The organism is Methylobacterium sp. GXS13 (genome assembly GCF_001455965.1).
In the GTDB taxonomy this organism is placed as follows: Bacteria; Pseudomonadota; Alphaproteobacteria; order Rhizobiales; family Beijerinckiaceae; genus Methylobacterium.
Map to the genome: position 1 here is coordinate 439,074 of NZ_LKKO01000001.1, position 17,312 is coordinate 456,385.

The following is a 17,312-nucleotide window of genomic DNA, read 5'->3' on the forward strand; positions in this document are numbered from 1 at the left end:
CGCTTCGCGGCGCCTTAGGATGAGGGGGTGGGAATGGAAGCCCCTGACAAGCCTTTTCCGGCCCGGACGACCATGAACGCACCTGTCGATCCCAAAAAACTTATTAAGGGCGGCCTGCACGACTGGGAGGTGATCGTCGGCATGGAAGTCCATGCCCAGGTCTCCAGCCGGGCCAAGCTGTTTTCCGGCGCCTCCACCGAGTTCGGGGCAGAGCCGAACGATCACGTCTCTCTGGTCGATGCCGCCATGCCCGGCATGCTTCCGGTGATCAACCGGGAATGCATCGCGCAGGCGGTCCGTACCGGCTTGGGCTTGAAGGCCCAGATCAACCTGCGCTCGGTGTTCGACCGGAAGAACTACTTCTACCCGGACCTGCCGCAGGGCTACCAGATCTCGCAGTACAAGGACCCGATCGTCGGAGAGGGTGAGGTGCTGGTCGACATGCTCGACGGCACGTCGATCACGGTCGGCATCGAGCGCCTGCACCTGGAGCAGGATGCCGGCAAGTCGCTGCACGACCAGGATCCAACCAAGAGCTTCGTCGACCTCAACCGCTCGGGCGTGGCGCTGATGGAGATCGTCTCCCGGCCGGACCTGCGCTCGTCGGAGGAGGCCAAGGCCTACGTGACCAAGCTGCGCACGATCCTGCGCTATCTCGGCACCTGCGACGGCGACATGGAGAAGGGCTCGCTGCGCGCCGACGTGAACGTCTCGGTGCGCCTTCCGGGTGAGCCGCTCGGCACGCGCTGCGAGATCAAGAACGTCAACTCGATCCGCTTCATCGGCCAGGCAATCGAGACCGAAGCGCGCCGCCAGATCGCGATCCTGGAGGATGGCGGAAAGATCGACCAGGAGACGCGCCTGTTCGATCCGGGCAAGGGCGAGACCCGCTCGATGCGCTCCAAGGAAGAGGCGCACGATTACCGCTACTTCCCCGATCCCGACCTGCTGCCGCTCGAATTCGACCAAGCCTATGTCGACGCCCTGGCCGCCGGCCTGCCGGAGCTGCCGGACGCCAAGAAGGCCCGGTTCGTCAAGGATTACGGCCTCTCGCCCTACGATGCCGGCGTGCTCGTGGCCGAGCGGGCCTCGGCTGATTACTACGAGGCGGTGGCCCAGGGACGCGACGGCAAGGCTGCCGCGAACTGGGTGATCAACGAGCTGTTCGGCCGCCTGAACAAGGAAGGCCTCTCGATCGAAGCGACGCCGGTCTCGGCCGATCAGCTCGGCGCGATCGTCGACCTGATCGGCGAGGGCGTGATCTCCGGCAAGATCGCCAAGGACCTGTTCGAGATCGTCTGGACCGAGGGCGGCGACCCGCGCGCCGTGGTCGAGAGCCGCGGCATGAAGCAGGTGACCGACACCGGCGCCATCGAGGCCGCCATCGACCAGATCATCGCGGCCAACCCCGATAAGGTCGCCCAGGCCAAGGAGAAGCCGACCCTGCTCGGCTGGTTCGTCGGTCAGACCATGAAGGCGACCGGCGGCAAGGCGAACCCGGCGGCGGTCAACGCGCTGCTCAAGGAGAAACTCGGGATCGCCTGAGCGACACCCGGATCATGCCATCGGTTTATCCCGCCGCGGCCCTGCCGGGCGGGTGATGGTGGAACAGGTCCTGCGAAGAGAAACCGCGGCGGAAGCGGCGCTAAGTGGGGCCTTTCGCGCATTCGAAGACGGGCCATATCATGGCCGCTTCTGTGCCCCTGGGGTCGCTTCCGTCTGGCTGTTCGTCTGGTGCCGCTGAGCTCCGGGCCGAACCTGTCCCGAAACCGTCTAAGCGGCGTCACGCTGCGGTGGAGTCATGCCTGTCTCCTCCAGCTTCGACCAACCAATCTGACGCAGCACATTCCCGACATGCTGTCCGTTGATCTGGTCTGTGTCCGTCGTCGCCGAACACCCCTGAAGACTGCGCCGGCTGTTGACTTGCGTCAATACGGAATTTCCGGCCGCGCTTCCTTTCCTCGAAGCCCGATCAATCGCGCTGCAATGCAGTATCGCCAGAGCAAAGTCTTGCGGGGTTGAGCACTACGCAGCAAAACGTTGACGATCCCATAGGAATTCGTTCCGATCACGTGATGCCGACTCGGTCGTCGTCGATGAAACGAGGGATGGCTCGCTGGGAAGATTCTTCAGCGTCGCCAGGCTGACTGCGTCTGTCAGCCCTCCCCAGGACGGTGTTGGAAGACTGTTTCGTGGCGAAGCTGCTGCTCAGGATCGGGTTCGCGGCTTCCTTCGCCCCATCGGCGCCGACCTTGCACTGAATACCGTTGCTGTAGCACCGGTCCTCCTCTGCCTTCGCCAAACCTCTCTGGGACAGGTTGGCGGGACCTCGGACAGGACCTGCTTATGCCCACAGTAGACCACCTGCGCCCAGGCGTGATCGAACCCACCCATTCGCTTCTGTCACCCGGCGCCAGCGAAAGGTTGGCCATTCTGGATGATGAAGGGTGCGGCTTTAACCGGAGCGGTCAGGGCTAAGTCGCTGAGTACAACGAGGGGCCGCGCAGCGTGCGGTCCGGATCACGGGGACCCTTTCGGCGCCGGGTCCTCCTGGATCATACGGCGTGAACCCAGCAAGGCTATGAGGTGTCCCGTCCCCGGCCGGTCTTAGCGCCGATCCGCCTCATGTGTGCCGATCGCGCTGTTTGTCAGCCCTGAGACCCGGTTACGCAGATCCATGAACCACGTTGGCATCGGCGCTCGGCCGGTACCCACCACCACGGTCGCGGTCATGCCGGCCACCAGGGGCATGTCGGCGGGCTTCTTGTCGATACGGACGCGCACCGGGACGCGCTGGGCCAGGCGCACCCAGGTGTAGACCGGGTTCACGTCCGGCAGCCCCTGCGTGCTCGCGGCGGCGTTAGCGGTGGAGATGCCGAGGGTGATGCTTTCGACCGTCCCGGTGATATGCGGGTCGTAGCCCATCAGTTTGACGTCAGCGGCGTCGCCGACATGGATGTTGGCCATCTTGGTCTCCTCGAAATAGCCGTCGATCCAGAACGAATCCGTATCGACGATGCTGATGTTCGAGGTCCCTGTGCGCGCGTAGTCACCCACACGCATCAGGAGGTTGGTCACCCGACCGTTGACCGTAGACTTTACCTGGGTTCGTTCGAGGTTGACCTTCGCCTGCCGCAGCTGTGCCTGAGCGCTTTCCAGAGTCGCCTCGGCGATCTTGGCCGCTCCGGCAAATTGTTGCTTCTCCTCCACCGAGGTTGAGACGGTAGTAAGCGCCTGCCGTCGGGCGGACTGGGCGTTCTTCACCTGAAGGTCGGCCTCGCGGTTCTTCACCTCGGCATCGGCCGAGGTGACCGCGACCTCGAAATCGACCGGATCGATCACGTAGAGCAGGTCGCCTTTATGGACGAACTGGTTATCCTGGACGCGCAACGACACGATCTGCCCCGACACCTGCGGGGCGATGTTGGCAACCTGAACGCGGACGCTTCCGTCCCGGGTCCAAGGTGCGGCAACGTAGAATTCCCAGACGAACGCCGCAGCCACGAAGGCAAAAAGCAGGATCACGCCGGTGGCGGCCAAGCGAGAGATCTTCGCGGCGCGGCCCCGGCGCGCGGTGAGCGGCGGCGGATCGGTTCGGCTCTGCGCCTCCTCGCGCGCAGCGGCCTTCGGATCGTCCTCGTCGGCGGTGGTGGCAGGCATCTAGATGAACGCAATCAGGAGGGCGAGGACACACACGTAGATGCCGGCCTCGGCGAGCGGGGCGTTGGCAACGTAATGGCTGAAGCGGATACGGGCGAAAACCCAGCGCAGTCCGAGGAGGATCACGAAGGCGGCAAGCGCATAACCGACGAACGAGGAGATCAGCACCCCGCCGATGTGGATGTCCTCGTACATGCCGGTCTCGGGTCAACCTTTGCGTTAGAAGAGTGCGACGTCGAGGCGACGAAGGAACTGCCGGTGACGCGCGATGGTTCGCGCCGCCGTCACCAGATCGCTCGCAGCCCGCGCCGTGGACAGCCGCACGGTTCGGTCCTGCCGCGAGGCCGCACGAATGAGGTCGCGGGCGCCTATCTCCAAAGCTCGGTCGTCGCCACCGGCCAAGCCTGCTCGTGCCCGCTGGATCGCTCCGCGCAGGGATTCGACCGGCCAGAGACGGCGCAACTCGGCATGGGCCCGCGCGGCTGCAGCCTCCAACCGAGCCAGTGCGAAAGCGTGGGAGAGGCTCGCCCGCCGCACCGCCCCGCTGCCCGAACTGTAACCGGCGAACTGGAACAGGCGGTCGGCGTTCAGGCTGGTGCGGGTTGTCGCGTCGCCACCTTCACCCACGAGGGCATCGGCCAGGGCCCGCTGCGCCGACTCGAGGGCATAGACCCGCTGCTGCGCCGGCGTGACCGGCAACAGCACGCGCACCACAATCGACAGGATGATGGCGGCGGCCACGACGAGGAACCCGTTCAGCAGAAAGGTCTGGGCGTCGTAGCTCTGCGGATTGGAGGGGCCGAGCAGCACCGGGAAGAACACGATCAGGATGAAGCCGATCCCGAAGGTCTTCTGATTCAGTGACAGGAAGCACCCAAGGAAGATTACCGGGGCCATCACGATGGCGAGCATCGGGAAGCCTTGGACACCGTCGAGAAACGCGAAGCGGGCGATACCTGCGAAGCTCGCTGCGAGACTCATGCCGATCACCACGCCGTTGGCGAACTTTTTCGGGTCGGGTGTCACCGAGGACAGGGCTGCGGTGGCGGCGACCTGAACCAGCGCAAAGGAGGCCTGCGGCAAACCGAGTGCCACAAAGGTGGCGGCCGTCACCGCGAAACCGATGGCCACCCGCAACGCACCGCGCAGGGCCACGGGAAAATCTCGGTGGGTCGGCAGGTTCGCGTCGCGCAAGGGTCGATGGCCGTCGGCCACGGCTCGCATACCGTCCTGCGCGAACGTTGCCGCGCAGACCACGTCGAGGGCGCGCTGGAGCACCACGACCTCGTCGAGAGGCCGGTTGCCATCCCGGATCGCGGCATCGACGAGATCACGCAGGCGCTCGTCATCCCGCTCAAGGGTCTCGGGATCCGGATCATCGGCGACACGACCGCAGATCCGGAGCGCTTCCTCAACGGCGGGGCTGCGCATGCGCAGACAGGCGGCGGCGGCTGCGACGGCACGGATCGCCGCTGCCAGGACATAGAGGGCCGCAATGCAGCTGCGCGCACCCGCGGCACGCCAAGGACCGTCATCCAGCTCCCCGGCGATAGCGTTGGCATCGGCACGCATCGGCGCGATGGTGCGGATCAGCGCAGCGGTGCGGGAGGCGCCGAGATCGCCTTTGTCCAGCGTCTCGCGCGCGTAGGCACGCGTATCATCCCAGGCTTTGCCAAGTTGCGGCAACAGCGCCCGCCACGTGCTCGGAGAGGCGAGGGCGTCGTTGATGAACGTGATGACGAGGATACCCAACACGATGACGGCCACGCGGGAGACCGCGGCGTCGAAAGTGCCTTGCGGCTCGTCGATCTGGCCCAGCGCGATGATTGCCACTGTGTAGCCCGACAACATCGCGCCATAGGCACGGGTATCCTGGAGGTACTGCGCCGTGAAGACGCATAGTCCCATCCAGACCGTGAACGAGACCAGCAACAGGACCCGGTCCTGCCCGAACACCGCCATGAACACGATGGACACGGCAGCGCCGATCAGCGTCCCGAGCAGGCGGTAGACGGCCTTGGAGAGCGCCTGCCCCCGTTTGGGCTGAGCCAGAATCGCAACGCAGGTCGCCGCCGAGGATGCGCTATCCAGCTGAAGCCAGAAAGCCGCGGCGAGCGCCAGCATCATGGCAATCCAGATGCGCAACGCGTAGGCCCAAGCTGCAGGCTTGGGTACCCAGGCATCAAGAAAGCCGACAAGACGATCGGTGAGAGGGGCGGCAGGCTGGTTTTTGCCCGCGGCGACCGACGCCTCAGCCATGCCGCACGCGAGCCGCCACCGGCCAGGACGCCCGCCGATCCATCATGTCCGCGCTGGTTCCCGCTTCAACCGTTCGAAATTCAGAAACGAATGAGCAGCGCGGCGGTTCGGGTTTCTTTAGGCTTTGTCGCCTCCCTTCAAGCGCTTGTTACAGCTGCTCCAGAACTGAGGCCATTTGGGTCCCTGGGCGGCCTTCTGCGCATCGGTGAGCCCGCGCCATTCGGCGCCGCACGTCTTTTGCCGCTCCCGCGCAGCGCTTTGCCCGGGGCTCGGCGCCTTGACGGCGGGTGCAGCCGGCGCAGCCGCCGGAGCCTGGCTTGCGGCCGGAGGCATCGCGGGCGCGTCCTTGGCCAAGAGCGGCTGGGCCGCAAACAGCGGTGCTGTGAGCACCGCGATCCGCACAAATCGGTCGATCATCGAATCCCCCCGGAATCGCAACGGTTCCGGGATGCGATCTCACCGCGCGCGCGCGGTCGCGACAAGGGCTTGGCGGCTTTCGCCAACAGGTCAGGCCTGCGATCTCGTAAACGTGAGCCACGCGTCAGCGATGCTCTTGAGCGCAGCCGGGAAATCGTCTTCATTGCCGCGAGTGTCCGAGATCGGCGGGGGAACGCCGCGCCGCCGTGCGATCGGTCGTGGAGCAGATCAATCATGGCAGCGGTGTCGGGACGGCCGATCGACCTCCATACCTGGAGCACGCCGAACGGCTGGAAGATTCCGATCATGCTCGAGGAATGCGGGCTCCCCTATCGTGTGATCCCGGTCAACATCGCGAAGAATGAGCAATTCGCTCCCGACTTCCTCGCGATCTCGCCCAACAACAAAATACCGGCAATCGTCGATCCGGACGGGCCAGGTGGGCAACCGATCACAGTGTTCGAGTCCGGCGCGATCCTTCAATATCTCGGCCGCAAGACGGGCCAGTTCTATCCGACGGACGAGCGGGCCCGGGTGGCCGTGGATGAGTGGTTGTTCTGGCAGGTGGCGGGGTTTGGACCCATGCTCGGCCAGACGCATCACTTCAAGATCTACGCATCCGAGAAAGTGCCCTACGCCATCGACCGGTTCACCGCGGAGGCAAACCGCCTCTACGGCGTCCTGGAGCGGCGGCTGACGGGCCGGGACTATCTGGCGGGCGATTATTCGATCGCCGACATCGCGACGGTGACTTGGGCCAAACTGAATTTCAAGCAAGGTGTCGAGATTGCCGGCCTGCCGAATGTCGCGCGCTGGCTCGAGACCGTTCTGGCGAGGCCGGCCGTACAGCGCGGCCTCGCGGCGATCTGAGCGTCAGTTCTTGTTGGCGGCCTGCTGGTTCACGTCCGGCACCCGGGTCCAGGTCTGCGAGCCGCACAGCACCTTGAGCATGCAGCCCGAGACACTGAGCTCGGCCTCGCTCTCGCGCTCGAGGCTGACGGTGTAAACCTTGCCCTCTTCGATGTTGTAGAGTTCGCCGGTGAACTTCTCGTCGTCCGGCTTCAGTCCGTCGATGAGCTGCAGCCCGATCACCGGACGGCTACGCTTCTTCGGATCGGGGTTCTTCGCATCGGTCCTTGCAGCGCCGTTCTCGGCGGTCGGCACCTTGAGCCAGACAACCTTGCCGCAGACGAGTTTCTGGCCGGGGCCGCATCGGTCGATCCGGATCTTCGCGCGGCCATCCCCGGTGAGCCAGGTGCCGGACGGATCCTTCCCGGTGTCAGCGGCGGCGGCGGAGAGGCCGCCGAGGAGGAGAGCAGTGCTGAGGGCGAGGCGCATGGTTCGTCTCCGAATATTGGGCACCGAAGGCGCCTTAGGGGGTGGACGAAATCGGCTTGGGTCGACAGAGCCGTCGCAATCAGGCGATTTTTCGGCGGTGTTGCGGCAGAGCCACGGCCACGCTTGTCCCATACCGCCGTCTAGGGCGGGTTGAGGCCGGGTATGGCGCCCGCTATAAGCCTGCCGCGGAAGCGAAATTTTCGCGCCTGCGATGCGCGCGTCAGCCCGGCGCGCACCCGCCGCCTTTTCCACAGACAGACCGGACAGACCATGGCCACCGAGCGCACCTTCTCGATCCTCAAGCCCGACGCCACCCGGCGCAACCTGACCGGCGCCGTGAATGCGGTGATCGAGGAGGCGGGCCTGCGCATCGTCGCTCAGCGCCGCATTCGCATGACCAAGGAGCAGGCGGAAAAGTTCTACGAGGTCCACAAGGAGCGGCCGTTCTTCGGGGAGCTCGTGAGCTTCATGACCTCCGGCCCTGTGGTGGTGCAGGTGCTCGAGGGCGAGAACGCCGTGGCGAAGTATCGCGAAGTCATGGGCGCCACGAACCCGGCCCAGGCCGCCGAGGGCACCATCCGCAAGCGGTTCGCCGAGTCGGTCGGCGAAAACACCGTGCACGGCTCGGACAGCGCCGAGAACGCCAACCTCGAAATCGCGCAGTTCTTCCAGGATTCCGATATCGCCGCCTGAGGCGGAAACCAGGGTGGCGGGTCGGGCACACCGGCGCGCCATCCGAGCGCGGCCCACCCGGCGGCGCGGCAAATGCCCCCCGGTGTGTCCGGACCGTCATTGACGGATCGAGGGTAGAAGGCGACCAACGGTCAAGGTTACCCAACCTCAGCTCTGGACCGCCAAGACCATGACGATGCGCCGCCTGCACTTGCTGATCGCGACCGGCCTGATCGCGATCGGCGCGACCGCCGCTTTCGCGGGCGGATCCCCGGCCCCGTTCCAACAGTACGAGCCGGATCCCGCGCTCAAGACCGCCACCAAGGCGAATCTCGAGGGCCGCGTACGCCACGCCTGCACAATCGTTCAGGCCCGGCTGACCAGCGCCCCTGAGGCCTCCCTAGAGCGTCCTTGCGGCTGCTACGCCAAGCAGACGCTGCGCAGCCTCGATGAGTCCGAGATCGAAGCCTACCGGGCCACCGGCTATTTCAACGACTCCGCCCGCGCCAAGGCTCTGTCGGCACTCGACAGCTGCAAGCTGCAGCGGCCGGTCTGATCATTCCCGGGGCGCTGCCCCGGACCCTGCCGAAGGGACTCGTCCCTTCGGGATCCCCATTACACGCTGAACAAGACGCCTTCAGGCGCAGTGTCGGCGATGACGACGCGATCACCTTCGAGGCGAGCGCGTCCGCCTGCTACCATAGCCAGAACCGCCGGGTAGAGCCGGCGCTCCTGAACGATCACCCGGTCGGCGAGGCTATCCGGATCGTCGCCCTCGCGCACCGGGATGGCAGCCTGCGCCACGATCGGCCCGGCATCGAGCTCCGGCACCACAAAGTGCACCGTGCAGCCGTGGAGCCGCACGCCGGCTTCGAGAGCTTGCGCGTGCGTATGCGTGCCCTTGAACAGGGGCAGCAGCGAGGGATGGATGTTGAGCATCCGCCCCGCCCAACCGGCCACGAAAGCCGGCGTGAAGATCCGCATAAAGCCTGCGAGGCACACGAGATCGACGTCGGCGGCGCGCAATTCGGCGTCGAGGGCAGCATCGAAGCTGGCGCGATCCGGAAAGGCCCTGTGGTCGACCGCCCGGGCCGGGATCCCGGCTTCGGCCGCCCGGCCCAGGCCGGCAGCGTCCGGCCGATTCGACAGCACCAGTACGATCTCGGCCGGGTAGGCCGGATCCTTCGCCGCCTCGATCAACGCGACCATGTTCGACCCGCGCCCCGAAATCAGGACCGCGACGCGGATCTTGCGGGGACTCGCCATCAAAGCGCGAGGCGTCCGCTGAAGGTCACGGGCTCGGGCCCGCGCGCGGTGATCCGGCCGAGGCGTACGGGCGCCTCGCCGGCTCGGGTGAGGGCCTCGTCGACATCGTCGACCGCCTCGGCGGCGGCAATCACCACCATGCCGATCCCGCAATTGAACGTCCGCAGCATCTCCGCCTCGGCGACACCGCCCTCGCGGGCGAGCCAGCCGAACACCGCCGGCGGGGTGATCGCATCAAGGTCGATGGCGATGCCGACGTCGTCCGGCAGCACCCGGGGCAGGTTGTCGGGGAAGCCGCCGCCGGTGATGTGGGCCAGCGCGCGGATGCCGTCTGTCGCCGCAAGCGCAGCGAGCAGCGGCTTCACGTAGATCCGGGTCGGCTCCAGCAGGGCATCGCCGAGGCTGCGCGACGGATCGAACGGCGCCGGAGCGTCCCAACCGAGGCCGGTCTTGGCGACGATCCGCCGGACGAGCGAGAAGCCGTTGGAATGGATCCCGGAGGAGGGCAGGCCGAGCACCACGTCGCCCGGCTTGATGCCCGCCTTCGGCAGGAGCGTGCCGCGCTCGGCCGCGCCGACCGAGAAGCCCGCGAGATCGTAATCCGAGCCGTCATAGAGTCCGGGCATCTCGGCGGTCTCGCCGCCGATCAGCGCGCAGCCTGCCTGCCGGCAGCCTTCGGCGATGCCGCGCACGATGTCGGCGCCGACACCTGGTACCAGCTTGCCCGTCGCGTAATAATCTAGAAAGAAGAGCGGCTCGGCGCCCTGGACCACGAGGTCGTTCACGCACATTGCCACGAGGTCGATGCCGATCGTGTCGTGCCGGCCGGTCTCGATGGCGATCTTGACCTTGGTGCCGACGCCGTCGTTGGCCGCCACCAGGATCGGATCGCGAAATCCCGCGGCCTTCAGATCGAACAGGCCGCCGAAGCCGCCGATCTCGGCATCCGCTCCCGGCCGTCGCGTCGAGCGCACCAGCGGCTTGATCGTCTCGACCATCGCGTTGCCGGCATCGATATCGACGCCCGCCTCCGCGTAGGTCAGTCCCTGTCCATCCTTGGCCGTCATGCCAGCGTCGTCCCGGTCAACATCGGCTTCGCTCTAGCGGCTTCCAGCGCGCCGCGCGAGTCGCCTGCGCCGAGGCTTGATCGGCGGAAGGCCGATGCCCACTCTGCGGCGGGGCGTAGTATGAGGCGTCGGGGGGAGGACGACATCATGCGCGCACGGGCTGTTATCGGGCTTGCGATACTCGTCGCACTCAGCATCCTCGTCTACCTACTGCGGGAGGTGATGCTGCCCTTCGTGGCAGGAATCGCTCTGGCGTATCTGCTCGATCCCCTGGCCGACCGGCTGGAACGCCTCGGGCTCGGTCGCCTGGCCGCGAGCCTGCTGATCCTGGCGCTGTTTGTGATCGCGCTGATCGTCTCGCTGCTGATCCTGATCCCGCTCACCGGAAGCCAAGTGGCCGCCCTGGTCAACGCACTGCCCGGCATGGTTTCGCGGCTCCAGGGGATCATCGCCGAACGTGCCGGTCCGCTGCTCGAGCGGGTCGGCGGCGACAACGTGCTGACCGAGCTCCAATCCTCCGTGGGCACCCTGGCGAGCCAGGGCGGTGCGTGGCTGCTCGCCTTCCTCAAGTCGATCTGGTCGGGCAGCCAGGCCCTGATCTCGATTGCCTCGCTGCTGGTGGTGACTCCGGTGGTTGCCTTCTACATTCTGGTCGACTGGGATCGGATGATGGCAGCCCTGGACAGCTGGGTGCCGCCCCGGCACCGGGCCACCGTGCGCGACCTCGCCCGCCAGATCGACGGCGCGATCACCGGCTTCGTGCGCGGGCAGACCCTGGTCTGCATGATCCTGGGCAGCTTCTACGCGGTCGGGCTCTGGCTGGTCGGGCTCAATTTTGGTGTGCTGATCGGCCTGATCGCCGGCTTTCTGACCTTCATCCCGTATGTCGGCACGCTGACCGGGTTCCTCATCTCAGTCGGCGTCGCGCTGGTGCAGTTCTGGCCGTCCTCCGACTGGCTGCATCTCGGGCTGACGATAGGCGTGTTCCTGATCGGCCAGTTCCTCGAAGGCAACGTCATCGCGCCGAAGCTCGTCGGCGAATCCACCGGCCTGCATCCGGTCTGGCTGATGTTCGCGCTGTTGGCCTTCGGGTCCTTGTTCGGCTTCGTCGGCCTGCTGCTCGCCGTGCCGGTGGCCGCTTCGATCGGCGTCCTCGTGCGTTTCGCCCTGGCGCGCTATCTTCAGAGTCGCCTCTACCACGCTGAACAACCGGTCCTGATCAACCTCAATGACGAGGGCGGTCGAACCTTAACCACCACCGGTGCGCGTTCGTCCTGAGCGCCCCAACCGAGCCCCCCATGCGCGAGAACGCCCCACCCCGGCAGTTGGCCTTCGATCTGCCGCTCGATCCCCGCTACGGCCGCGAGGATTTTTTGGTCGGGCCGGCAAACGAGGCGGCCTACCTGCTGATCGAGGCCTGGCCGGATTGGCCCGACAGCGTGCTCGTGCTCAACGGTCCGGCGGGCAGCGGCAAAAGCCATCTGGCGGCAATCTGGGCGGAGCGAGCCCATGCCTGGACGGTGACGGCGGCAGAGGTCGGGTCCGACGCGGTGCAGCACCTCGTGTCGAACGGTGCGTTGGTCATCGAGGATATCGACCGGGACGTCGGCCGGGACGAGGCGGCCCTGTTCCACCTGCTCAATCGGGCCCGGGAACTCGCCTGCCCGGTCCTGCTGACCAGCGCGGCGGGGATCGACGCGCTGGGACTCGCGACACCGGATCTGCGCTCCCGTCTTCGCCTCGCCCCCAGCATCGCCATCGAGGCGCCGGACGACGCCCTGCTGCGCGCCGTCCTAGTCAAGCTGTTCGTCGACCGGCAATTGGTGGTGGATCTCAGCGTGATCGACGCGCTGGCCTTGCGAATCGATCGCTCCCTCGGACGGGCCCGGGACTTGGTAGCGGAACTGGACCGCGACGCGCTCGGGCGTGGACGGCGGATCAGCCGGCCGCTGGCTCTGGCCGTGCTAAGACGCATGGGCTTTGAGGACGAGGCCGACGCGGAGGCGTAAAATCGGAACCCGGTGGCCGTCACGAAAGCGTCGTGAAAGCTAGGGGTGTAGAATGCTAAAGGCGCCGGCACCGGCAAGGACAGGAATCGGAATGGAATCGACGCAGAAGCCCATGGACCGCGACGCCGCCGACGAGGCCGCGGAGCCCCGTCGGCCCGACGCGACCAATCCGGCCCCCCGCCGCCCCGCCGTCAAGCGAGCGCCGGCCAGGAATACGGCTGCCCAGAGTGCGGCCGCGCCATCCACGGCAGCTCCGTCTGCCACTGCCCCGGGCGTGCCTTCGAAGACCACACCTGCCAAAGCAGCGACCGCTAGGACAGCTTCCGCTCGGAACGCGACCGCCCGGAACGCGGCCATCAACGGGACCACCATCGGCAGCACAACCGCCCCGGAAGCGGCCACGAAGATCGCGGCTCCGAGAAGCGTGCCGACGGACGCCGCAGGTGCGGCCCACGAACCGGCCCCCACACCGGTCGACACCACTGATGAGTGGCCTGCCGTCCCCACCGTGCCGGTGGAGCAGGCTGTGGGTGCTGCCCGCGAGCCCGTCGTCGAGGCCGGGCGCTCGCTGCGCCATTCCCCCGAGCGCTTCGTGAACCGCGAGCTGTCCTGGCTCCAGTTCAATCGTCGGGTCCTGGAGGAAGCCTCCAACCCGAACCATCCGCTGCTGGAGCGCCTGCGCTTCCTGTCGATCTCGGCGAACAACCTCGACGAGTTCTTCATGGTCCGCGTCGCTGGCCTGATCGATCAGGTCCGGGCCGGGCTCACCCTCCCGTCACAGGATGGCCTCACGCCGTCCGAGCAACTCAACCGAATCGGCATCGAGGTGGCGCGGCTTGCCGCCGATCAGCAGGCCCGCTGGCGCGAGCTGCGCGTGGAGCTGCAGGCCTCGGAGATCGAGATCGTCGAGCCGGCGGCCGTGACGGCCGAGCAGGCCGCCTGGTTAGAGGAGTACTTTCTCAACCACGTTTCTCCGGTTCTGACGCCGCTTGCGATCGACCCGGCGCACCCGTTCCCGTTCATCCCCAATCTCGGCACCACCATCGCGCTGATGCTGGTGCGGCCGCGCGACGGCCGGTTGCTGCGGGCCCTGATCCGCGTGCCGGGCGTCATCGATCGGTTCGTTCGCCTGCCCACCAGCGAGAGCGAGACCGCCGCGCGCCTGATCTCGATCGAGCAGGTGATCGGCATGTTCACCGGGCGGCTGTTCCCCGGCTACCTGGTGAAGAGCAGCGGCGCATTCCGGGTGGTGCGCGATTCGGATCTGGAGATCGAGGAGGAGGCCGAGGATCTCGTCCTGCATTTCGAGACCGCGCTGAAGCAGCGCCGCCGGGGCGTGGTGATCCGGCTCGAAGTCGAATCCGGCATGTCCGAGGAGCTGCGCAGCTTCGTCGCCGACGAGCTGGAGATCTCCGCCGACGCGATCTTCCTGATCGAGGGCATGCTGGCCCTGAACGAGCTGTCGCAGATCGTCGGGATCGACCGGCCGGATCTGAAGTTCAAGCCCTACAATCCGCGCTTCCCCGAGCGTATCCGCGAGAGCGGCGGCGACGTGTTCGCGGCGATCCGCCAGAAGGACTTCATCGTCCACCACCCCTACGAGTCGTTCGACTCGGTGGTGCAGTTCCTGGCGCAAGCCGCCCGGGACCCAAACGTGGTGGCGATCAAGCAGACGCTCTATCGGACCTCCTCGAACTCGCCGATCGTCGCGGCGCTCGCCGAAGCCGCCGAGCTCGGCAAGTCGGTCACTGCCCTCGTGGAGTTGAAAGCGCGGTTCGACGAGGAGGCCAATATCCGCTGGGCGCGCAACCTCGAGAAGGCCGGTGCCCAGGTGGTGTTCGGCTTTGTCGAGCTGAAGACTCACGCCAAGTTGTCGTTGGTCGTCCGGCGCGAGGGCGACAAGCTTGTCACCTACTGCCATGTCGGCACGGGCAACTACCACCCGATCACGGCGCGGGTTTACACGGACCTGTCGTTCTTCACCGCGGACCCGGCGATCGCCCGTGACGTCTCGCGGATCTTCAACTTCATCACCGGCTACGCCGAGCCCGCCGAGCTGGAGCGGATGTCGGTCTCACCGCTGACGCTGAAGAATCGTTTGCTGGAGAACATCGAGGCGGAGGTCGCCCACGCCAAGGCCGGGCGGCCGGCTGCGATCTGGATCAAGTGCAATTCGCTCGTCGATGCGCAGATCATCGACGCCTTGTACGATGCATCCTCCGCGGGGGTGCAGATCGATTGCGTCGTGCGCGGCATCTGCTGCTTGCGGCCGGGCATCCCGGGCCTGTCGGAGACGATCCGGGTCAAGTCGATTGTCGGGCGCTTCCTGGAGCACGGCCGAATCTACGCCTTCGGCAACGGCGTCGGGCTGCCCCACCCGAAGGCAACGATCTACATCTCGTCGGCTGATCTGATGAGCCGCAATCTCGACCGCCGGGTCGAGGCGCTGCTGCCGATCACGAATCCGACGGTGCACCAACAGGTGCTCGACCAGATCATGCTGGCCAATCTCCTGGACAATCGCCAGAGTTGGCGGCTGCTTGCCTCCGGCGGCTGCGAGCGGATTCAGCCTGCGGAGGGTGAAGAGCCGTTCAACGCGCACAAGTATTTCATGACGAACCCGAGTCTTTCCGGACGCGGTAAGGCGTCGAAGAAGTCGAGCCCACGTGCTTTGAGCCGTCGGGCCCAACGTGGCTAAGTGCGCCGACGGATGCGCAGACGACTCGACAGGTTTCGCAAACGGGTTGTGCAGCTCTGCGTGAGGACTCTGCGTTCCCCTGGAAAGCCTCACGGACGAAACGTTGCCCCGCCGGTGCGATTGGGCTTAGAGCAATCGCCGCCGCCAAGGCTATCGGTTCGGCCGCCAGGGATTCGTATCATCGACTTGGAGCCCAGTTCGGTCGCCGCACCGTCGAACACGGCTCTGGATTGCACGCGTGGCCCGCCGGTCCGGCCGGCCACAATCCATCAAGGACTCGGACGTTTGGGCAGCCCTCGCGCCAACCTCACCCTCGCGCATTCCGCCGACAGGCCCTCGCGTGACCTGCGGCCGCCGGTGGCAATCATCGATATCGGCTCAAACTCGGTGCGGCTTGTCGCCTATGACGGCCTGAGTCGCGCGCCGACGCCGCTCTACAACGAGAAAGTCCTGTGCGGCCTCGGCCGCAACGTCCTGACCACCGGCCGGCTCAACGAGGACGCGGTCAACCGTGCCCTGACCGCCCTGGGTCGTTTTCGCGTGCTGTGCGAGACGATGCGCGTCGGCCGGGTGTTCGTGCTGGCGACGGCGGCGGCCCGGGATGCCGAAAACGGTCCCGACTTCCTGCGCGCCGCCGAGGCGGCCTGCGGCCAGGAGATCCAGCTCCTGTCGGGCCGCCGGGAAGCGGAGCTGTCCGCAATGGGCGTGATCTCGGGCTTCCACGCGCCGAACGGCGTTGTCGGCGACATGGGCGGCGGCTCCCTTGAACTGGTGGATGTCCGCGGCACCGTGGTCGGGCAGGGGGTGACGATGCCCCTCGGCGGGCTGGCCCTGCAGGACCTCTCCGGCGGTTCGATCAAGAAGGCCGCCAAGATCGTGCGGGAGCACATGCGCAAGGCCGAGCCGCAGCTCGAGACCCTGCGCGGCCGGACGTTCTATGCGGTGGGCGGCACTTGGCGCGCGTTGGCACGGCTTCACCAGGCGGCCCGCGGCTACCCCGTCCACGTCATGCACGGCTACGCGGTCGAGCCGACCGACGAGATGAGCTTTCTGCAGATCGTCGAGCAGACCGACGTCGCGATGCTCCAGGATGTCGATACGATCTCGGAAGCGCGGCGCCCGCTGCTGGCCTACGGGGCCTTGGTCCTCGAGGAGATCATCCGCGTCGGGCGGCCGCGCGAGGTCGCGATCTCGGCCTCCGGGGTGCGGGAGGGGCTGCTGTTCGAGCAACTCGACCGCGACACGCGCCTGATCGATCCGCTTCTCGCCTCGGCTGCCGAATTCAACGGCCTGCGCGCGCGCTCGCCTCTCCATGGGGAGGAATTGATCGCCTGGACGGACCGGTTCGTGGCGACGCTGGATGGCCCCGAGACGGCAGACGAGCGTCGCCTGCGCCATGCGGGCTGCCTCCTGTCGGATGTCGGCTGGCGCGCGCATCCCGATTATCGCGATGAGCAGAGCATCGCAGCGATCCAGAACGCCGCCTTCGTCGGGGTGGACCATCCTGGGCGGGCTTATCTCGCCCTCTCGGTGTCGCTCCGCCACAGCGGCGTGGCCCCGGAAAAGGCCAACCCGATCCTCAGGACCATCGCTGGACCGCGCCTGTTCGAGCGGGCGCGCCTTCTCGGAGCCTTGCTGCGTGTCGCCTTTCCGATCTCAGCCGGAATGGATGGGGCACTCCCCCGCGCCCCGGTGGTCGTCGAGGACGGCCGCATCACGCTGCGGATGCCGCAGGATTGGGCTGCCCTCGCCAGTGATCGCCTGCTGAACCGCGTCCGCGGCCTCGGCCGTGTGGTCGGGCTAGATGGACGGATCGAGATCGGCGGCAACTGACTCGGGGCGGCCACCTCGTTCGCAGGCGTGTGGCCGGCCTCGACCGTTTGCTGCGAAGGACCCCGGCGGCAACCTTCGCCGGGGCCTTAGCAA

15 protein-coding genes are annotated in these 17,312 nt (G+C 66.7%); 8 read left to right on the plus strand and 7 right to left on the minus strand.

Annotated features, from left to right (window positions below):
* Positions 1-72: 72 nt before the first annotated feature.
* Positions 73-1,545 carry an Asp-tRNA(Asn)/Glu-tRNA(Gln) amidotransferase subunit GatB gene (gatB, locus tag AO398_RS02185; protein ID WP_058190595.1) on the plus strand — a complete coding sequence of 491 codons (1,473 nt, stop codon included), beginning with the start codon at positions 73-75 and terminating at the stop codon, positions 1,543-1,545.
* Between the two features lie 1,062 nt (positions 1,546-2,607).
* Here gatB and AO398_RS02195 read toward each other — a convergent pair.
* The 4 genes from AO398_RS02195 to AO398_RS29270 all read right to left on the minus strand — a co-directional run bounded on the left by AO398_RS02195 (position 2,608) and on the right by AO398_RS29270 (position 6,336).
* Positions 2,608-3,660: an HlyD family secretion protein gene (locus AO398_RS02195; RefSeq protein WP_058190354.1), complete on the minus strand. Its 1,053-nt coding sequence runs from the start codon at positions 3,658-3,660 to the stop codon at positions 2,608-2,610.
* Positions 3,661-3,855 carry a DUF1656 domain-containing protein gene (locus AO398_RS02200; RefSeq protein ID WP_058190355.1) on the minus strand — a complete coding sequence of 65 codons (195 nt, stop codon included), beginning with the start codon at positions 3,853-3,855 and terminating at the stop codon, positions 3,661-3,663.
* A 24-nt stretch (positions 3,856-3,879) separates the two neighbouring features.
* Positions 3,880-5,919, minus strand: coding sequence for an FUSC family protein (locus AO398_RS02205; protein ID WP_058190356.1), 2,040 nt, complete (start codon positions 5,917-5,919; stop codon positions 3,880-3,882).
* 117 nt (positions 5,920-6,036) lie between these two features.
* Entirely contained in the window at positions 6,037-6,336 is a 300-nt protein-coding gene (locus AO398_RS29270) for a hypothetical protein (RefSeq protein WP_058190357.1), read from the minus strand.
* A 234-nt stretch (positions 6,337-6,570) separates the two neighbouring features.
* Here AO398_RS29270 and AO398_RS02215 point away from each other — a divergent pair, with 234 nt between their 5' ends.
* The gene (locus AO398_RS02215; RefSeq protein WP_058190358.1) at positions 6,571-7,206 is read left to right on the plus strand and encodes a glutathione S-transferase N-terminal domain-containing protein; all 636 of its coding nucleotides are present in this window, start codon (positions 6,571-6,573) and stop codon (positions 7,204-7,206) included.
* Between the two features lie 3 nt (positions 7,207-7,209).
* On the opposite strand, the gene AO398_RS02220 is transcribed toward AO398_RS02215, so the two are convergent.
* Entirely contained in the window at positions 7,210-7,674 is a 465-nt protein-coding gene (locus AO398_RS02220; RefSeq protein WP_058190359.1) for a DUF2147 domain-containing protein, read from the minus strand.
* Between the two features lie 270 nt (positions 7,675-7,944).
* On the opposite strand from AO398_RS02220, the gene ndk reads away from it, so the two are divergent.
* Both ndk and AO398_RS02230 read left to right on the plus strand, forming a co-directional pair.
* Positions 7,945-8,367, plus strand: coding sequence for a nucleoside-diphosphate kinase (ndk, locus tag AO398_RS02225; protein ID WP_058190360.1), 423 nt, complete (start codon positions 7,945-7,947; stop codon positions 8,365-8,367).
* A gap of 169 nt (positions 8,368-8,536) precedes the next feature.
* Positions 8,537-8,902, plus strand: coding sequence for a hypothetical protein (locus AO398_RS02230; protein WP_058190361.1), 366 nt, complete (start codon positions 8,537-8,539; stop codon positions 8,900-8,902).
* Positions 8,903-8,961: 59 nt separating this feature from the next.
* Here AO398_RS02230 and purN read toward each other — a convergent pair whose 3' ends face one another.
* Together purN and purM are read right to left on the minus strand one after the other, a co-directional pair.
* The gene (gene purN, locus AO398_RS02235; RefSeq protein ID WP_058190362.1) at positions 8,962-9,612 is read right to left on the minus strand and encodes a phosphoribosylglycinamide formyltransferase; all 651 of its coding nucleotides are present in this window, start codon (positions 9,610-9,612) and stop codon (positions 8,962-8,964) included.
* Positions 9,612-10,679, minus strand: a complete 1,068-nt coding sequence (gene purM, locus AO398_RS02240) for a phosphoribosylformylglycinamidine cyclo-ligase (RefSeq protein WP_058190363.1) — start codon at positions 10,677-10,679, stop codon at positions 9,612-9,614. Before purM ends, purN begins: the two co-directional genes overlap by 1 nt.
* A gap of 147 nt (positions 10,680-10,826) precedes the next feature.
* Here purM and AO398_RS02245 point away from each other — a divergent pair, with 147 nt between their 5' ends.
* The 4 genes from AO398_RS02245 (at position 10,827) to ppx (ending at position 17,219) form a co-directional block, all read left to right on the plus strand.
* A complete protein-coding gene (locus AO398_RS02245; protein WP_058190364.1) occupies positions 10,827-11,957 on the plus strand; it encodes an AI-2E family transporter in 1,131 nt (376 codons plus the stop codon).
* A gap of 20 nt (positions 11,958-11,977) precedes the next feature.
* Positions 11,978-12,688: a hypothetical protein gene (locus AO398_RS02250; protein ID WP_058190365.1), complete on the plus strand. Its 711-nt coding sequence runs from the start codon at positions 11,978-11,980 to the stop codon at positions 12,686-12,688.
* A 91-nt stretch (positions 12,689-12,779) separates the two neighbouring features.
* On the plus strand, positions 12,780-15,386 hold the full coding sequence (locus AO398_RS02255; protein WP_244498637.1) for an RNA degradosome polyphosphate kinase: 2,607 nt from the start codon (positions 12,780-12,782) through the stop codon (positions 15,384-15,386).
* A 285-nt stretch (positions 15,387-15,671) separates the two neighbouring features.
* The gene (gene ppx / locus AO398_RS02260) at positions 15,672-17,219 is read left to right on the plus strand and encodes an exopolyphosphatase (protein ID WP_058190366.1); all 1,548 of its coding nucleotides are present in this window, start codon (positions 15,672-15,674) and stop codon (positions 17,217-17,219) included.
* Positions 17,220-17,312 lie beyond the last annotated feature (93 nt).